Raw genomic sequence first — 18451 nt, 5'->3', positions numbered from 1 at the left:
CATGGCTTCACTCGCGATCGGTAACGACGCGCTCGAGGCGGAGCTGCTGCCCCGTCTCGCGCTCGTCGAGGAGAGGCTGCGCGACGCCGTCGCGCAGTCGGACAAGCTCGCGGACGCGACCTCGCGGCACCTGGTCGACGCCGGCGGCAAGCGCCTGCGCCCCGTGCTCGCGCTGCTGTGCGCCCAGCTGGGCGACGGCGCGCGGCCCGAGGTGCTCGACGCGGCCGTGGTGGTCGAGCTCACGCACCTCGCGACGCTCTATCACGACGACGTCATGGACTCCGCGCCCACCCGGCGCGGCGCCCCCTCGGCCCACGAGGTGTGGGGCAACTCGGTCGCGATCCTCACCGGCGACCTGCTCTTCGCCCGCGCCTCGCGCGTGGTCGCGGGACTGGGCCCCGAGGCCGTCCGAATCCAGGCCGAGACCTTCGAGCGCCTGTGCCTGGGCCAGCTGCACGAGACGGTCGGCCCGGCCGAGGGCGACGACGCCACCGCGTTCTACCTCCAGGTGCTCGCGGACAAGACCGGCTCGCTCATCGCGACCTCGGCGCGGCTCGGCGCGATGTTCGGCGGCTGCCCGACCAGCATCGTCCGTCAGGTGACCGAGTACGGCGAGGCCGCGGGCGTGGCCTTCCAGCTCGCCGACGACGTCATCGACGTCCGCTCCGACGCGGCCACCACCGGCAAGACCCCGGGGACGGACCTCCGCGAGGGCGTGCCGACCATGCCGGTGCTGCTGCTCAGGCGCCTGGTGGCGTCCGGTTCTGCGACGGCTGAGGACACGGCGCTGCTCGCCGACATCGACGGCGACCTGTCCTCCGACGAGGCGCTCGGCTCGGTGGTCGAGCGGCTCGCGGCGCATGCCGTGGTCGACGAGACCGCGGCGCTAGCTCAGTCGTGGGCGCTCAAGGCCAAGGACGCGATCGCGGACCTGCCCGAGGGCGACGCCGCGGGAGCGCTCCGGACCTTCGCGGACGCCCTGGTCGCCCGCGCGGCCTGAATCGCCCGCCGCTCACACCCTGGCCCAGCCCGTCCCGTCCCTCACCCCGCTCCGCTCTTCCCGGAATGGGGCGCTGGCGGTCGGTTTCCAGGGCTCGATGCGCGCCATGGGGCGCTGACGGTCGCCGAGAGTGCCTGCGGGGCGGTCAGACCGGCTCGGTGACCGCCCCCGACTCGGCCGCCTGCGGGTCCTTCACCCGTGACCGCGCCCGCCACGAGTCCGTCGTGATGAGCACCAGCGCCACCCATACGAGCGCGAAGCCTGCCCAGCGCGCGGGAGGCATCGGCTCGTGGAAGTACCAGACGGCCAGCGCGAACGTCATGGTCGGCGCGATGTACTGGAGCAGGCCCGAGATGTTGAGCGGCAGGCGGCGCGCTCCGGCGGCGAACACGATGAGCGCGCCCGCGGTCCACGTGCCGGTGCCGAGCAGCATGACGTCGTGCCACACGCCCAGCCCTGGCTCGCCCCGCGCGAAGAGCGTCTGATCCCCGGCGCGCGCCACCAGCACCAGCACCACGATCGCCAGCGGCAGCTGGATCGCGGTCTCCACGGTCAGCCCGGTGAGCGCGTCGACCTTGTGGCCGACGGCCTTCTTGATGAACGAGTACAGCCCGAACGAGGTCGCGAGCACCAGCGAGATCCACGGCAGCCCGCCCATGTCGACCGCGAGCACCACGACGGCGAGCGCCGCGACGCCGATCGCGACCAGCTGGAGCCGCCTCAGGCGCTCGCGCAGGAACACCACCCCGAGCGCGACCGTGAGCAGCGGGTTGATGTAGTACCCGAGCGAGGTCGAGGCGACGCGATCGGTCACCACGGCGTAGACCATGACACCCCAGTTGACCGCGATGAGCAGCGACGCCGCGACGAGCCGCAGCATCACCTTCCGGTCGCTCACCACCGCCATGATCCGCGACCAGCCGCGGATCACCGCGACGATCGCGAGGCACACCACCAGCGACGAGATCGCGCGCCACGCGACGATCTCGAACGCGCCGGCGGGCTCCAGCGCGGCCATGAAGATGGGGAACAGGCCCCAGATGAAGTAGGCCGATGCGCCGTAGGCCAGGCCGCGGCGGTCGAGGGAGGAAGGGGTCACCAGGAGATTCTGCCACCGGCTGGCACCTGCCCAGGAGGGCCAGCCGGACGCGAGTGGCCCCTGCCGGGCCCGCCCGCGCGGTGCGTCCCGCGAAGTCGACAGGAGATTTCACGCATTTCCGGTTGCAAGCGCTTACATCCGTCGATACGCTCGCGGACAGTTGGACCGCTCAGCATCACACCGTCGTGACCAGGCCACAACGTCGTGGCCCCGAACCTGGGAGTCTCCTTGTCCAAGCCCATGCCTGTGCGCAGCACGGCCGCCCTCTTGCTCCTCACCCTCACCGTCGCGTTCGCGGCCCTCACCGGCGTCGCCGCACCCTCCGCCGCCGCGGATCGCACCTTCGCGCTCGTCGGCGACCTTCAGGATGAGCTCGGGTGCCCCGGCGACTGGCAGCCCGAGTGCGTCGAGACCGAGCTCGCCCCCACCGGTACCCCGGACCTCTACGCCGCCGAGTTCGACGTCCCCGCGGGCACCTACGAGTACAAGGTCGCGGTCGACGACGACTGGGCCGAGTCCTACGGCCTCGACGGCGGCGCGGCGAACATCCCGCTCGCGCTGCCCAACGCCGCGACGCTGCGCTTCCTGTTCGACGACGCGGCCAAGCGGGTGGGCCTCGAGGTGCTGTCCATCGGCGCGGGCTACACGGCCGAGGACGATGCGCTCATCGCCGATCCCGTGCGGCAGGCGGGCTCCGACGAGCAGTTCTACTTCGTCATGACCGACCGCTTCGCCAACGGCGACACCTCGAACGACGAGGGCGGGCTCACAGGCGACAGCCTCACCACCGGCTTCGACCCCACGGACAAGGGCTTCTACAACGGCGGCGACCTCGCCGGTCTCGCCGCGAACCTCGACTACATCGAGGGGCTGGGTACGACGGCGATCTGGCTCACCCCGTCGTTCAAGAACCGTCCCGTGCAGGGCACCGGGGCGGACGCGAGCGCCGGCTATCACGGCTACTGGGTCACCGACTTCACGCAGATCGACCCGCACCTCGGCACCAACGAGGAGCTCGAGGCCCTCATCGCCGACGCCCACGACCGGGGCATCAAGGTCTACTTCGACATCATCACCAACCACACCGCGGACGTCATCGACTACGAGGAGGGCGAGTACTCGTACATCGAGCAGGCCGACCAGCCGTACCTGACCGCGGCCGGCGACCCGTTCGATCCCGCCGACTACGCGGGCACCGGGACCTTCCCCGACCTCGACCCCGCGACCTCGTTCCCTTACACGCCGGTGGTCGCCGCCGAGGACGCCGGCCTCAAGGTCCCGTCCTGGCTCAACGACACGACGCTCTATCACAACCGCGGTGACTCGACCTGGACGGGCGAGTCGGTCACCTACGGCGACTTCGTGGGCCTCGACGACCTCATGACCGAGCACCCGACCGTGGTCGACGGCTTCATCGACGTCTACCAGGGCTGGATCGACCTCGGCATCGACGGCTTCCGCATCGACACCGCCAAGCACGTGAACTTCGAGTTCTGGGAGCAGTGGAGCGAGGAGGTCCTCGCGTACGCGCAGGCCAACGGCAAGCCCGACTTCTTCATGTTCGGCGAGGTCTACGACGCGGACCCGGTCAAGCTCGCGCCGTACATCCGCGACACCGACATGAGCTCGGTGCTCGACTTCACCTTCCAGTCCTCGGCTGTGAGCTTCGCGAGCGGCAACTCCGCCAAGGGGCTGAGCACGCTGTACGCGGGCGACGACCGCTACACGACCCCCGACAGCTCCGCGACGGCGCTCCCCACGTTCCTGGGCAACCACGACATGGGTCGCGTCGGCTACTTCATGCGCAACACCGACGCCCCGCTCGAGCGGACGATGCTCGCCAACGAGCTGATGTTCCTCGGCCGCGGCCAGCCGGTGGTCTACTACGGAGACGAGCAGGGCTTCGTCGGCGCCGACCCGGGCAACGACAAGAGCGCCCGCCAGTCGCTGTTCGCGTCGCAGGTGACCGAGTACACGGACCAGGCGCTCCTCACCGGGGAGACCGTCGGCAGCGTCGACCGCTACGACACCGACGCGCCGGTCTACGAGCAGATCGCCGAGCTGTCCGCGCTGCGCGAGGCCTACCCCGCGCTCGCCACCGGCGCGCAGATCGAGCGCTACGTCTCCGACGGTGCGGGCATCTACGCCTTCTCGCGCGTCGACCCCGACGAGCGAGTCGAGCACCTCGTCGCGCTCAACAACACGGGCGCGGACCTCACCGTCGACATCCCGACGCTTACCTCGGGCGCGACGTTCACCGGGCTCCACGGCACGTCGGCGTCGGTGACGGCGGACGATGCCGGGGCGGCCACCGTGACCGTGCCCGCCCTGGGCGCCGTGGTGCTGCGCGCGGACGCGGAGGTGAGCGCGCCGGCTGAGGCCGCCGAGCTGACCGTGACTGTGCCGAGCGCGGGCGCGGAGGCCGCCGGGCAGCAGCCGGTCAGCGCCGAGGCCGACGGCGCCTGGCGCGAGACGAGCTTCGCGTGGCGCGTCGTGGGCGGCGCCGAGTGGCACGCGCTCGGCACCGCCGAGACCGCGACGCCGCGCGTGTTCCACGACGTCGAGGGCCTCGCCGACGGCACGCTGATCGAGTACCGGGCGGTCTCCGTCGACGCCGCCGGGCAGGTCTCCGCGGCCTCGACGTACGCCTCGGTCGGCCACTCCGTCGCGATCGTCGCGGAGGAGGAGCCCGAGGTCACGTACGACTCGGTCACCGTGGCGGGATCGCTCAACTCAGAGATGGGCTGCGCGAGCGACTGGGCCGAGGCCTGCGAGGCGGCGATGCTCACCGAGGGGCCTGCCGGGATCTGGACCGGGACGTTCGACGTTCCTGCGGGCGACTACGAGTACAAGATCGCGATCGACGGCTCGTGGGCCCTCAACTTCGGCGCGAACGGCGTTCAGGACGGCCCGAACATCGCGATCACGCACGACGGTGGCGAGATCACCTTCTACTTCGACGCGCGCAGCAGCATCGCGCAGTCGACCGCCGAGGGGCCCATCGTCACCCTGCCCGGCAGCTATCAGGACGAGATCGGGTGCCCCGGCGACTGGCAGCCCGACTGCCTGCTCAGCCTCATGGCCGACGGCGACAAGGACGGCGTCTACACCTTCGCCACCACGGGCATCCCCGCGGGCGCGTACGAGATCAAGGTCGCGCACGGCCTCGGCTGGGACGAGAACTACGGTCAGGACGGCGTGCCCGGCGGCGCGAACATGTCCTTCTCCACCGACGATGGCGAGATGGTGACCTTCCGGTACACGCTCGCGACGCATGTGCTCGACATCGAGGTGGCGAACCCGCCGCTCGCGGGCTCCGGCGAGTCGCGCGCGTACTGGATCGACCAGGACACGCTCGCCTGGCCCGCCGACCTGGGCGACGGCGACGCGTTCCGGCTCTACGCCTCGTCCGATGCGGCGCTCGCGATCGCGGACGGCGCCGTCACCGGCGGCGACGCCTACGACCTCACGGTGGTGCCCGAGGGGCTCACCGACGAGCAGCTCGAGCGCTTCCGGGCGCTCGACGGCTACATCGCGCTGCGCCTCGACGCGTCCCGCGAGGACGTGCAGCAGATGCTGCGCGGGCAGGTCGCCGTCGCGCAGACCGGGGACGATGCGCTCACGGCCTTCACCGGCGTCCAGATCGCGGGCGTGCTCGACGATCTCTACGCCGAGGCGGCCGCGGGCACGGACCTCGGCGCGGTCTTCGCCGACGGCGGGCCGGCCCTGAGCGTCTGGGCGCCCACCGCGCAGGAGGCGACGCTGCTCACCTGGGAGCCGGGCGCGACCGGCGACCCGGCGCGCCACCCGGCGACCTTCGATGAGGCGACCGGCATCTGGTCCGTCGCGGACGATGCGCTCGCGGGAGCCGAGTACCTGTGGGAGGTCGCGGTCTACGCGCCGAGCACGGGCGAGATCGAGACCAACCAGGTGACCGATCCGTACTCGGTCGCGCTCACGCTCAACTCGCAGCGCTCGGTCGCGATCGACCTCGACGACCCGGCGTGGCGCCCGGAGGCGTGGGAGGACACCCCCTCGCCCGTCGTCGAGCGCGCGGTCGACCAGACCATCTACGAGCTCCACATCCGCGACTTCTCGATCGGCGACGAGCAGGTCTCCGAGGAGAAGCGCGGCACGTACCTCGCGTTCACCGAGGACGGCGCGGGACGAGCGCAGCTGCGTCAGCTCGCGAAGGCCGGCATCACCACGGTGCACCTGCTGCCGTCCTTCGACCTCGCGACCATCGAGGAGGACCGGGCCGCGCAGCTCGAGCCCGACTGCGACCTCGCGTCCTTCGCGCCCGACTCCGATGAGCAGCAGGCCTGCGTCATGGCGGTGGCCGACGAGGACGGCTTCAACTGGGGCTACGACCCGTTCCACTACACGGTGCCCGAGGGCTCGTACGCGGTGGACGCGGACGGCGGCGCACGCGTCGCGGAGTTCCGGTCCATGGTCGGTGCGCTGCATGAGGACGGCCTTCAGGTGGTGCTCGACCAGGTCTTCAACCACACCGCGGCGTCGGGCCAGGGTGAGAAGTCGGTGCTCGACCAGGTGGTGCCGGGCTACTACCAGCGCCTGAGCGACACGGGCGCGATCGAGACCTCGACGTGCTGCCAGAACGTCGCGACCGAGAACGCCATGGCCGGCCGGCTCATGGTCGACTCGGTGGTGACGTGGGCCAAGGACTACAAGGTCGACGGTTTCCGCTTCGACCTCATGGGTCACCACTCGCGCCAGAACATGCTCGACGTCCGCGCGGCGCTCGACGCCCTCACGCTCGAGGACGACGGCGTCGACGGCTCCGCGATCTATCTCTACGGCGAGGGCTGGAACTTCGGCGAGGTCGCCGACAACGCGCTGTTCGACCAGGCCACGCAGGGTCAGCTGGGCGGCACCGGCATCGGGACCTTCTCCGACCGCCTGCGCGACGCCGTCCACGGCGGCAGCCCGGTCGACGGCTCGTCGACGTTCCAGCAGGGCTTCGGCACCGGGCTCGGCACCGACCCCAACGGCGACCCGATCAACGGCACGGACGAGGAGGCGCTCGCGGACCTCGCCCACCAGACGGACCTGGTGAAGCTGGGCCTCGCGGGCAACCTCAGCGCGTTCGAGCTGCTCGCGTCGACCGGGGAGGTGCTGCGCGGCGACGAGCTCGACTACCGCGGCTCGCCCGCCGGCTACGCGGACCAGCCCGACGAGGTGGTCACCTACGTCGACGCGCACGACAACGAGACGCTGTTCGACCTCGGCGTGCTCAAGCTGCCGACGGACACGTCCATGGCGGACCGCGTGCGGATGAACACGTTGTCGCTGGCGACCACGGCCTTCTCGCAGACGCCCTCGTTCTGGCACGCGGGCACCGAGCTGCTGCGCTCGAAGTCGCTCGACCGCAACAGCTACAACTCGGGCGACTGGTTCAACCGCATCGACTGGACGGGCCAGGAGTCGACCTTCGGCTCGGGACTGCCGCCGGCCGCGGACAACGAGGGCAAGTGGTCGATCATGGCGCCGCTGCTCGCGGACGAGTCGCTCAAGCCGAGCGCCGAGGACATCGCGACGGCCAAGGCCGCGGCGCTCGACCTGCTCGAGGTACGCAGCGACGTCCCGCTGCTGCGGCTGGGCTCCGCGGAGCTCATCCAGGAGAAGGTGACGTTCCCGGGCTCAGGCGCCGATGCGACCCCCGGTCTCATCGTCATGCTGATCGACGACCTCGTGGGTGAGGACGTCGACCCGCGGCTCGCCGGTGCGCTGGTGGTGTTCAACGCCTCGCCCGACGCGATCACCGAGACCCTGCCCGAGCTCGAGGGGCGCAAGTTCTCCCTGACCCGGGCGCTCGCGAAGGGCTCCGACCCGGTGGTGAAGGAGACGCGGTTCGCCGCCAAGTCGGGCACGCTCACCATCCCGGCGCGCACCGCCGCGGTGCTGGTCGAAGGCCAGTCGAAGGGCGGTGACAAGGGCAACGGCTCCGGTCACGGCAAGGGTCACCGCGGCGATCACCAGGGAGCGGGCAAGCCCGCGCTGCGCTGACGGCTCAGCGGCGCCTCGGGGGACGTGTCCGCCCCCGGGGCGCCGCGCATCGTCCGATGCTCAGCCGACGTGGATGCCGCACTCCGTCTTGCCGGTGCCGGCCCAGCGGCCCGAGCGCGGGTCCGCGCCGGCCTCGACCTGACGGGTGCACGGCGCGCAGCCGATGCTCGGGTAGCCCTGCGCGACCAGCGGGTTGCGGGGCAGGCCGTGCGCCTCCTGATAGGCCTCGACCGCCGCATCGTCCCAGAGCGCGAGCGGGTTGATCTTCACCAGGCCGTGGCGCGCGTCCCACGAGACGACGGGCATCTCGGAGCGGGTGAGCGCATCGACGCGGCGCGCGCCGGTGACCCATGCGTCGTAGCCGGACAGGGCCCTGCGCAGCGGCTCGACCTTGCGCATCTGGCAGCACAGGTTGGGGTCGCGTGCGAAGAGGTCCTTGCCGTGCACGGCGTCCTGCTGCTCGACCGTGAGCTCGGGCAGCACGTTCACGATGGTCACGGGGAAGGCCGCCGCGGCGGCGTCGCGCGTAGCCACGGTCTCCGCGAAGTGGTAGCCGGTCTCGAGGAACAGCACGTCGACGCCCTCGAGCCTCGTCCCGAACATGTGGGGCAGGATCGTGTCCTGCATCGACGCGGCGATCGCGAGGCCCTTGCCGAAGGTCGCGACCGCCCACTCGGCGATGTGCGCGGCGCTCGCGGTGACGAGCCGCACGTTGACCTCGGCGCACGTCTCCGCGTTCCACTCCGCCGGGTTGAGCAGCGTGAGGGAGGCGGCGCCGAGGCCTGGCGCGGTCATCGGATCAGCTCCTCGTCGACTCTGAAGGCCCAGTCCGCGAACTGCTCGCCGTCGGCGCGCGTCTCGAGGTAGTTGCGGGTGACGCGCTCGACGTACTCGGGCATGCCGTGCTGGGTGACCTTGTGCGCGCGGATCTTGCGGCCGAAGTCGTTGTCCTCGCCGCGTCCCAGACGCCCGCCCAGGTGGACCTGGAAGCCGGGCACCTGCTCGCCCGACTCCTCGTCGAGGACCAGCTGGCCCTTGAATCCGATGTCCGCGACCTGGATGCGGGCGCACGAGTTCGGGCAGCCGTTGACGTGCACCGTGATGGGGGAGTCGAGGGTGGGGAAGGCGTCGTCGAGCGTCTTCACCACCTCGCGGGCCGTCGCCTTGGTCTCGACGATCGCGAGCTTGCAGTACTCGATGCCGGTGCAGGCCATGACGTTGCGCGCGAACTCCCCGGGCTGGGCCTCGAGCTCGAGCGCGCGCAGGCCGTTGACCACGTCGCTCACCTTGTCCTCGGGCACGTCGAGGATGAGGATCTTCTGCAGCGGCGTGAGGCGGATGCGGTCCGAGCCGGCCGCCTCGGCGATGTCCGCGATCGCGGCGAGCTTCTCGCCCGAGATGCGGCCCGCGACGGGCGCGGCGCCGATGTAGTACCGGCCGTCCTTCTGCTCGTGGATGCCGACGTGGTCGCCGCGGTCGCCCGGCTTGGCGACCTCCGGTCCCGGACCGTCGGGGAGCTTCCAGCCGAGGTAGTCGTTCTCGAGCACCTCGCGGAACTTCTCCGCGCCCCACGCCTTCACCAGGAACTTGAGGCGAGCGCGGGTGCGCAGGCGGCGGTAGCCGTGGTCGCGGAAGATGCCGATGACGCCGGCCCAGACGTCCGGCACCTTGGCCGGCTCGACGAATGCGCCGAGCCGCACGCCCAGGTGCGGGTTGATGCTGAGGCCGCCGCCCACCCAGAGGTCGTAGCCGATCCCGAGCTCGGGGTGCTCGACCGCGACGAAGGCGATGTCCTGGACCTCGTGGACGATGTCCGGGATGCGCGTGCCGGAGATCGCGGACTTGAACTTGCGCGGCAGGTTGGAGAACTCGGGGTTGCCGATGCCGCGCTCGATGATCGCCTGGATCTGCGGGGTCGGGTCGATGAGCTCGTCCTTCGCGACTCCTGCGACGGGGGAGCCGAGGATCACACGCGGGCTGTCGCCGCACGCCTCGGTGGTGAACAGGCCCACCTCCTCGACGCGGCGGAAGATCTCGGGGACGTCCTCGATGCGGATCCAGTGGAGCTGGATGTTCTGACGGTCGGAGACGTCCGCGGTGTCGCGCCCGAAGTCCTTCGAGATCCCGGCGATGGCGCGGGCCTGCGCGACGCTCAGCTGGCCGCCGTCGGAGCGGACGCGGAGCATGAAGTACTCGTCGTCGAGCTGGTGCGGCTCGAGCACGGCGGTCTTGCCGCCGTCGATGCCGGGGCGGCGCTGCGTGTACAGGCCCCACCAGCGGAAGCGGCCGCGCAGGTCGCTCGGGGGGATCGACCAGAAGCCCCACCTCGCGTACATCGTCTCGATGCGGTGGCGCACCTCGAGCGGGTCGGAGGTCGCCTTGAACTCCTCGTTCGGGTTGAGCGGGGTGCGGTCGCCCGCCGCCCACTGGCCGTCCTTGGATGCGGTGTTCTTGCGCGCGGCGGCCTCGCGGGTGCGGATGAGGCGGGCCTCCTCGCGCTGGCGGCGGCGCTCCTCGGCGTCCGTCAGCGCCTGCGGGGCAGGGGTCGTCGCCCCGGTCTGCTCGGTCGTGGTGCTCACAGCGGCTCCAGAGGTGGTCAGGAGGGGGAGCTACGGCGTGGCGAGGGTTGCGCTCGTCAGGCCGAGCGCCCCGGATGGATGAGAACTTCTATCCGTGGGCGGCTAGGCCGACAGACACATGGCACAGCAGACGCAGCACTTGCGTGCCTGGACGTCCGTCGCGATTGCCATGGCGGCGATGATGTCACATCAACGGCCGCTCTGGGAACCCTTTCGGGGCCGATGCGCCAGGGACCAGGGTCCCAGGTAGCAGGGCGTATGCCCCCGGGGGTGTGCACGGCCGCGGGTCCTTCGACCCTGCGCCAGGGACGATGCGGTGCCTACCCTGGCGCAAGGGCGGCCGCGTGTGCCGTCGCCGCGAGGACGTGAGCATGACGACCGACAGCGCACCCGGGTACGACGTCGAGGGGTTCCTCCGCGCGCTCGACCGCGCCTTCGCCGAGCACCGCGGCGCGACCGACGCCGAGCCGCTGATCCGTGAGGCGCTCTCCGCGGCGCGCGAGGCGGGCGACCGTGGCGCCGAGCTCACGGTCCTCAACGAGGCGATGGGCTTCCACCGCTCGGTGAGCAGGCACGAGGACGCGCTCGCGGCGGCCCGCGAGGCCGAGGCGCTGCTGGAGGCGTTGCGGCTCGCCGGCAGCGAGGCCTCCGCGACCACGTGGATCAACATCGCGACCGCGCGTCGCGCGGCGGGGCGGCTGGACGATGCGGAGGCCGCGTACGGCCGGGCGCTCGCGGAGGCCGAGGCGACGATGGGGCCGCGCGACCGTCGGCTCGCCGCGCTGCGCAACAACCTCGCGCTGCTGCGCTCGGACCGCGGCGACCATGCGGGGGCGCGGCGCGAGCTCGAGGCCGCGCTCGCGATCCTCGAGGCGGCCACCGTGGATCCCGGAGCCGACCTCGACATCGCGGGCACCCGCACCAACCTCGCGCTCGAGTGCTTCCGGCTCGAGCTCCCCGACGAGGCCGCCGCGCATGCGGGCGCAGCGATGGCGATCCTGCGCCGCGGCGGACACGAGGGCGATCCGCATGCGGCCGCGACGCTCGCCGGCCACGCCGAGGCGTGCTTCCGCATGGGCAGGCTCGCCGAGGCGGTCGACGCGTACGAGCGCGCGCTCGCGATCGTCGCCGAGTGCTACGGCACCGGGTCCGACGCGCACGCGGTCACCGCGGCGAACCTCGCGGAGGCGCGCGCGGCGCTGGCGGCATCGTCCCCGACCGGGTCGGCGCCGGAGGCTCCCGACGCATCGTCCCTTGCCGCTCCCGAGCGTCCCGCGCCCGAGCCGCTCACCGGGCTCGAGCTCGCGCGCTCGTACTGGGAGCAGGTCGGGCTGCCGATGATGCAGGAGCGTCACCCCGCGCTGCTGGCGCGCGCCGCGGTCGGGCTCGTGGGGCACGGCTCGGACCGGTACGGCTTCGACGACGCGCTGTCGCGCGACCACGACTCGGGTCCGGGCTTCTGCGTGTGGCTCACGGCCGAGGATCACGCGGCCCACGGCGCGGCGCTCCAGGCCGACTACGACGCCCTGCCGCGCGAGCATCGCGGGCACGAGGCGAGCCCGGCGACCGCGCGGGCCACGGGCGGGGGCCGGCGGGTCGGGGTCTTCGAGATCGGGGAGTTCTTCGAGGGGCTCACTGGGCATCGCGAGGCGCCCGCGACGCCGCACGCGTGGCTCCTGCTCGACGAGGCGACGCTCGCGGCGGCGACCAACGGTGCGGTGTTCCGCGATCCGCTCGGGGCGTTCTCGCGGGTGCGCGACGGCTTCCGGCGGATGCCCGACGACGTGAGGCTCGCGCTCGTGTCGCGGCGGATCGGGATGATGGCGCAGGCGGGCCAGTACAACGTTCCGCGGATGCTCGCCCGGGGCGACGGCGAGGCGGCCTGGCTCGCGGTCGCCGAGTTCGTCGACGCCGCATCGTCCGCCGTGTTCCTGCTCAACCGGCCCTCCGCCGTGGGCTACCTGCCGTACTACAAGTGGCGCTTCGCCGCGCTGCGCGCGCTCGCCGCCAGACCCGCGACGCGTCTGCCGGGCGTCCATGCGCGTCTGTCGGACGCCGTGCGGCTCGCCTCGGCGGCGTGCCTGGGCGGCGCCGGCTTCGGGGAGGGCGGCGCGGGGGCGGGCCCGGCGCGCGAGGGTCTCGAGGCCGCGATCGCCGACGTGTGCGCCCAGGTGGTGCGCGAGCTGCGCGACCAGGGCCTGTCGCGCGAGACCGGCGACTTCCTCGAGGCGCACCGCGCTCAGCTGGGCGCGCGCATCTCCGACCCGTGGCTGAGGGCGCTGTGACGCACCCCGGCGAGACCTACGACCAGCGCGCGGCGCGGCTCGACCGGGCGCGCGAGGTGGTCGCGCTCGAGTGGGCGCAGTTCCAGCGCGTGCGCGGCGAGGACGGCCGCGCCGCGTGCCAGGACGACCCCGCCGAGTTCGAGGTCCAGCGCCTCGGCCAGTTCATGACCTGGCCGATGCCGCTGCTCGACTCGTACCTGGCCGACCTGGAGGCGGCCGAGGCGGCGGGACGCAACCTGCTGACCGAGAAGTACGCCCGCATGATGGAGCCCACGGACCCCGAGCGCTACGCCCGCGAGCTCGCGCCCCATCTGCCCGTGCTGCCCGACGCGCGGATCGCGGCGCACGAGGCGCTCATCACGACGCAGCTGGGGTGGGCGCGCGACTTCCATCGCCGGTACCCGGCGCTCGCGGCGGGCATGCGGGTGCTCACCACCGCCGAGGACACGCGGGACGCGACCTCGTTCGAGACGTACCTGCGCGGCGAGCTCGCCACGTACTCCGACCGCACGCTCGCGCTGTACCGGGCGCTGGTCGACTCGCTCGTCGAGACGGGCCAGAACCTCACGTGGCGCACCGTCGCCTACACGGTGATCCTCGCGGGCTACGAGGGTCTCGACGCCGCCGAGGCGGCGCACCGGCGGTAGGCGCCGCATCGTCCGCGCGTGCGCGTCGATCTATACCCCGGAGGGCATCTACCAGGGCCGATGCCCCTGGGGGTACCCGGGCATCGGGGCTGGTGGGACGCGGCGATGACGTGTCTATACTCTGGTGCCGTTCGCCGGGCCCGGGAGAGGCGGACCTCGTCCCCCTCCCCGGATGCACCCGCTCGCCAGCACCTCGAGGAGTTCCTGTGACGACCCAACGCCCGCTCCGTGTCGCCATCATCGGCGCCGGACCGGCCGGCACCTACGCCGCCGACATCCTGTCCAAGACCGACCTCAACGTGTCGATCGACATCATCGAGCGCCTGCCCGCCCCGTTCGGTCTCGTGCGCTACGGCGTCGCCCCCGACCACCCGCGCATCAAGCAGATCATCGTCGCGCTCGCGAACGTCATCGGCCGCGGCGACATCCGCCTGCTGGCCAACGTCAACGTGGGCGAGGACATCTCGCTCGAGGAGCTCCGCGAGCACTACGACGCGGTGATCTTCGCGACCGGCTCGTTCAAGGATGCCGACCTCGACATCCCTGGTATCGACCTTGAAGGCTCCTTCGGCGCCGCCGACTTCGTGTCCTGGTACGACGGCCACCCCGACGTGCCGCGCACGTGGCCGCTCGACGCGAAGGAGGTCGCGATCTTCGGCGTCGGCAACGTCGCGCTCGACGTCGCCCGCATCCTCGCCAAGCACGTCAAGGACCTCATGCCGACGGAGATCCCGGCCAACGTGGTCGACGGCCTCACGTCGTCGCCCGTGACCGACGTCCACGTGTTCGGGCGCCGCGGACCCGCGCAGGTGAAGTTCTCGCCGCTCGAGCTGCGCGAGCTCGGCCACGTGCCCGACGTCGACATCGTCGTGTACCCCGAGACGGACTACGAGTTCGACGAGGCCTCGCTCGAGTACGCCGAGACCAACAAGCAGCAGAAGCAGGTGGTGAAGACCCTCACCGACTACGCGCTCAAGGAGCCCGGCACCGCGTCGCGCCGCATCCACCTGCACTTCCTCCAGAGCCCGCACGAGGTGCTCGGCGAGGACGGCAAGGTCGCCGGCGTGCGCGTGGAGCGCACCGCGCTGCAGGGCGACGGCTCGGTCAAGGGCACGGGCGAGTTCATCGACTACCCGGTTCAGGCCGTGTACCGCGCGGTGGGCTACTGGGGCACCGAGATCGAGGGCATCCCGTTCAACGGCGAGAAGGGCACCATCCGCAACGAGGGCGGCCGCGTGGTCGACGAGTCGGGCGAGCACCTCCAGGGCTACTACGCCACCGGCTGGATCAAGCGAGGCCCGGTGGGCCTCATCGGCCACACCAAGTCCGATGCGAGCGAGACCATCGCGAACCTCGTCGAGGACGCTCCGACGCTCTACGCCGAGACCAAGGCCACCCCGGCCCAGCTCAGCCCCGACAACGTGCTGCGCCTGCTCAAGGAGCGCGGCGTGCCGGTGATCCAGTGGGCCGACTGGGAGATCCTCGACACGCACGAGCGCGCGGTCGGCGAGCCGCACGGTCGCGAGCGCATCAAGGTGGTCCCGCGCGAGGAGATGACGGAGATCGCGCTGAGCCGCGCGGTCCACAACGTCTCGCCCTGACGTGGACTCCCCCTGAGGTCGACTCCCAATGACGGGAGTGAACCGTGAGGCCGATGCGACGGCTGAGACCGTCGCATCGGCCTCACGCATCTCTCCGGGCACCTCCGTCCGGGGGAGCCGCGCGCGTCGCCGCGCCACGCCTTCGCGCCTCGAATGACACCGGGTGTCGCTGGTCCGTGGCACGATTCCCCGCAGGGGGGAACCGGCGCGCGCCGACGCGCGTTCTCCGACCGAGGCGAAGACGGAGGACACGTGGGCAGGAAGTACTTCAACGGGCTGAAGACCACCGGTCTGTTCGTGCTGCTGTGGGTGGTGATGCTCACGCTCGGCTCGCTCATCGGCGGCGGCCAGTACCTGTGGATGTTCGCGCTGTTCTCGGTGTTCGGGACCGCCTTCGGCTACTGGAACTCCGCGTCGCTGGCGATCCGCGCGATGCATGCGCGCCCCGTCACCGAGGTCGAGCAGCCCGCGATGTACCGCATCGTCCGCGACCTCAGCCGCGAGGCCAACCAGCCGATGCCGCAGCTCTATGTCTCGCCGACCGCCGCGCCCAACGCGTTCGCGACCGGTCGCAACCCGCAGAACTCCGCGGTGTGCTGCACCGAGGGCATCCTCCAGCTGCTCGACGAGCGCGAGCTGCGCGGCGTGCTGGGTCACGAGCTCATGCACGTGTACAACCGCGACATCCTCATCGGCTCGGTCGCGGCGGCCTTCGCCGGCATGATCACCGCGGTCGCGCAGATGATGTTCTTCTTCGGGGGCGGCGGCAACAACCGCGAGAACCCGCTGGGCATCTTCGGGCTGCTCGCGATGCTCATCCTCGCGCCGATCGCCGCGAGCCTCATCCGCATGGCGATCTCGCGCACCCGCGAGTACGACGCCGACGAGGACGGCGCGACGCTCACCGGCGACCCGCTCGCGCTCGCCTCGGCGCTGCGCAAGCTCGAGACCGGCACGCGCGCCCGTCCGCTCAAGGACACGCCGCAGCTCGAGAACGTCTCGCACATGATGATCGCGAACCCCTTCCGCGGCGAGGGCCTCGCGAACCTGTTCGCCACGCACCCGCCGATGGACCAGCGCATCGCGCGCCTCGAGGAGATGGCCCGCTCGCGCGGCTACCTGCGCTGACGATGTGCGGCCGGCCCTCTGGGGCCCGTGGCCGATGTCGGTGGCCCGCCGTAGCGTGAGCGCATGAGCACGTTCGAAGGCAGGGACGGGACCGCGCTGATCGTGGTCGACATGCAGCGCGACGTCGTCGCGGCGGCGGTGGACCGCGACGGCGTGACCGCGCGCATCGCCGACCTGGTGGCGCGCGCCCGTCAGGCGGGCGTGACGGTGGTGTGGATCCAGGACACGCTCGACGGTGCCGTCGGGGAGGACGGGTGGCGCATCGTGCCGTCGCTGGTGCCGACAGCGGACGAGGCGGTGGTGGCGAAGGAGCATGGCGACGCCTTCGAGGGCACGTCCCTGGAGGCCGTTCTCGCGAAGGCGGGCGTCGGCGCCCTCGTGGTGTGCGGGGCGCAGTCCGATGCCTGCGTGCGCTCGACCATCCACGGCGGCTTCGCGCGCGGCTACGACGTGATGCTGGTCTCGGACGCCCACACCACCGCCGACCTCACCTCCTACGGTGCACCACCGCCGCGGCAGGTCATCGCGCACACCAACCTCTACTGGAGCTACCAGAGCGCCCCTGGCAAGGAGGCACGCGTGCTCGAGGCCGCGCAGGTCATGTTCGGAGGATGAGCCCGTTCACAGCGCGCCTCGTGTGACGTAGGTTGCGAGGCATGAGGCGCGATCACTGGAAACGCGTGAACGAGTCGCTCGATCCGGCGAGCGACTTCGTCGAGATCTACCGGAACCTCGTCATGCTCGAGTTCCCGTGGGACATGAACCAGGCGCTCAGCTTCGCGCTCTTCCGCACGTACGCGGTCCCGGGCATCGGCGGGCTCCTCGACCGCACCGGCGAGTTCACCGGGCGCACCCAGAAGCGCTACGACGACACCGCGCTGCTGCTCGAGGCGCCGACGCGGCTCGGCTTCACGGATCCCGAGGCGCGCTCCGCGATCCGCCGCATCAACCAGATGCACCGCGCCTACGACATCCCCGACCACGAGTTCCGCTACGTCCTCTCGACCTTCGTGGTGGTGCCCAAGCGATGGATGGACGACTACGGCAAGCGGCCCTTCACCGCGGGCGAGCTCGAGGCGTCGGTGCACTACTACCGCGAGCTCGGTCGGCACATGAACATCCCGGACGTCCCCGAGACCTACGACGGCTTCGCGGCGCTCATGGACGGCTACGAGGCCGAGCGCTTCGCCTTCGACGAGGGCGCCCGCCGCGTCGCCGACGCCACCCTCGCGCTGCTGCTGACGTTCCACCCACGGGTTCCGAAGGCGCTCATGGAGCCCTTCAGCCGCGCGCTCATGGACGATGCGCTGCTCGAGGCCTTCCGCTACGAGAAGCCGTCGCGCGGGGTGCGCGGACTGTCACGCGGGGCCGTGCGGCTGCGCGGCAGGCTCGCGGGGCTGCTGCCGGCGAACTCGAAGCCGACGGCCGTGGCCGACCTGCCGTGGATCCGCAGCTACCCCGAGGGCTACCGCGTCGAGGATCTCGGGACGTTCCCGGGCGGGTGCCCGGTGCCCCATGAGGGCGCCGCCGAACGTGAGGGCGGCCACGGCTCGCGGTTCTGAGGACTCGGCGCCTCGCGCCGTCGGGGCAATCGATGCCAGAAAGTGCTGGAGTGCGGGTAGGTGGGTGCGGCACACTTGGCGCGTGGATGACCCGTTGGAGCCCCAGTTGCCAGGCGATTCGCCCGCTGAGGCTGCGCCGGAACAGGCTCCGAACAGGCGTCGTCTCGGCTGGACTGTGGCCGCATCGTGCGCAGTGGTTGCCCTCGTAGGCATCGTCGGATGGACGGTCGCCTCCGACCGTGACGCCGACACCGACGGGGACGGATTGACGGATCGCGTCGAGACTTCGGGCTGGCACACCGCAGGAGGTGCCGTGCACGTCACCGATCCCGACGTCGCGGACACCGATGGTGATGGTCTCGCCGACGGGGTGGAGGCCGGTGCGGTGGTGTCGGGCTCGGGTGTGGAGGCGGTGTTCGAGGGGGTGTCGGATCCGACGCGCGCGGACTCGGACGGCGATGGGCTCGGCGACGGGTCCGAGGTTCTCGGGTGGGCCGATGCTGCAGGTGCGATGTTCGTGACC

At 71.6% G+C, this 18451-nt stretch carries 12 protein-coding genes; 9 read left to right on the top strand and 3 right to left on the bottom strand.

Annotated elements, in window-relative coordinates; translation table 11 throughout:
* The first annotated feature begins 1 nt into the window (after position 1).
* Positions 2-1000 (top strand): polyprenyl synthetase family protein, encoded by a 999-nt coding sequence (locus TR42_RS03950; protein ID WP_042213259.1) that lies wholly within the window; start codon positions 2-4, stop codon positions 998-1000.
* A 145-nt stretch (positions 1001-1145) separates the two neighbouring features.
* Here TR42_RS03950 and rarD read toward each other — a convergent pair whose 3' ends face one another.
* Positions 1146-2099 carry an EamA family transporter RarD gene (gene rarD, locus TR42_RS03945; RefSeq protein ID WP_042213257.1) on the bottom strand — a complete coding sequence of 318 codons (954 nt, stop codon included), beginning with the start codon at positions 2097-2099 and terminating at the stop codon, positions 1146-1148.
* Between the two features lie 240 nt (positions 2100-2339).
* Here rarD and pulA point away from each other — a divergent pair, with 240 nt between their 5' ends.
* Positions 2340-8126, top strand: coding sequence for a pullulanase-type alpha-1,6-glucosidase (gene pulA, locus TR42_RS03940; RefSeq protein ID WP_081953159.1), 5787 nt, complete (start codon positions 2340-2342; stop codon positions 8124-8126).
* Between the two features lie 60 nt (positions 8127-8186).
* Here the strand turns inward: pulA and TR42_RS03935 are convergent, their stop codons facing one another.
* The gene (locus TR42_RS03935) at positions 8187-8921 is read right to left on the bottom strand and encodes a phosphoadenylyl-sulfate reductase (RefSeq protein ID WP_052405567.1); all 735 of its coding nucleotides are present in this window, start codon (positions 8919-8921) and stop codon (positions 8187-8189) included.
* Positions 8918-10606, bottom strand: coding sequence for a nitrite/sulfite reductase (locus TR42_RS03930; RefSeq protein WP_042213448.1), 1689 nt, complete (start codon positions 10604-10606; stop codon positions 8918-8920). Before TR42_RS03930 ends, TR42_RS03935 begins: the two co-directional genes overlap by 4 nt.
* 470 nt (positions 10607-11076) lie before the next feature.
* Between TR42_RS03930 and TR42_RS03925 the strand changes: the two genes are divergently transcribed.
* The 7 genes from TR42_RS03925 to TR42_RS14970 all read left to right on the top strand — a co-directional run.
* Positions 11077-12990 (top strand): DUF4037 domain-containing protein, encoded by a 1914-nt coding sequence (locus TR42_RS03925; protein WP_074789259.1) that lies wholly within the window; start codon positions 11077-11079, stop codon positions 12988-12990.
* Positions 12972-13637, top strand: a complete 666-nt coding sequence (locus tag TR42_RS03920; RefSeq protein WP_222843183.1) for a DUF4125 family protein — start codon at positions 12972-12974, stop codon at positions 13635-13637. Before TR42_RS03925 ends, TR42_RS03920 begins: the two co-directional genes overlap by 19 nt.
* 206 nt (positions 13638-13843) lie before the next feature.
* Positions 13844-15238, top strand: a complete 1395-nt coding sequence (locus TR42_RS03915; protein WP_042213253.1) for an FAD-dependent oxidoreductase — start codon at positions 13844-13846, stop codon at positions 15236-15238.
* 252 nt (positions 15239-15490) lie between these two features.
* Complete coding sequence (gene htpX, locus TR42_RS03910; protein WP_042213251.1) at positions 15491-16366, top strand: zinc metalloprotease HtpX; 876 nt, start codon at positions 15491-15493, stop codon at positions 16364-16366.
* A 63-nt stretch (positions 16367-16429) separates the two neighbouring features.
* Positions 16430-16981 carry an isochorismatase family protein gene (locus TR42_RS03905; protein ID WP_042213249.1) on the top strand — a complete coding sequence of 184 codons (552 nt, stop codon included), beginning with the start codon at positions 16430-16432 and terminating at the stop codon, positions 16979-16981.
* A 41-nt stretch (positions 16982-17022) separates the two neighbouring features.
* Positions 17023-17928, top strand: a complete 906-nt coding sequence (locus tag TR42_RS03900) for an oxygenase MpaB family protein (protein WP_042213248.1) — start codon at positions 17023-17025, stop codon at positions 17926-17928.
* 82 nt (positions 17929-18010) lie between these two features.
* On the top strand, positions 18011-18451 hold a 441-nt coding region (locus TR42_RS14970; RefSeq protein ID WP_201770770.1), incomplete at its 3' end, for a hypothetical protein.

The organism is Demequina mangrovi, assembly GCF_000759715.1.
Taxonomy (GTDB): Bacteria; Actinomycetota; Actinomycetes; order Actinomycetales; family Demequinaceae; genus Demequina; species Demequina mangrovi.
The sequence above is the reverse complement of the archived record's forward strand: the minus strand, read 5'-3'. Positions and strand labels throughout refer to the sequence as shown.

Excerpts from the sequence above, each read along its gene's own strand:
- TR42_RS03950 (WP_042213259.1), top strand. The coding sequence starts at position 2 with ATGGCTTCACTCGCGATCGGTAACGACGCGCTCGAGGCGGAGCTGCTG.
- pulA (WP_081953159.1), top strand. The coding sequence starts at position 2,340 with ATGCCTGTGCGCAGCACGGCCGCCCTCTTGCTCCTCACCCTCACCGTC.
- TR42_RS03935 (WP_052405567.1), bottom strand. The coding sequence starts at position 8,921 with ATGACCGCGCCAGGCCTCGGCGCCGCCTCCCTCACGCTGCTCAACCCG.
- TR42_RS03925 (WP_074789259.1), top strand. The coding sequence starts at position 11,077 with ATGACGACCGACAGCGCACCCGGGTACGACGTCGAGGGGTTCCTCCGC.
- TR42_RS03905 (WP_042213249.1), top strand. The coding sequence starts at position 16,430 with ATGAGCACGTTCGAAGGCAGGGACGGGACCGCGCTGATCGTGGTCGAC.
- TR42_RS03900 (WP_042213248.1), top strand. The coding sequence starts at position 17,023 with ATGAGGCGCGATCACTGGAAACGCGTGAACGAGTCGCTCGATCCGGCG.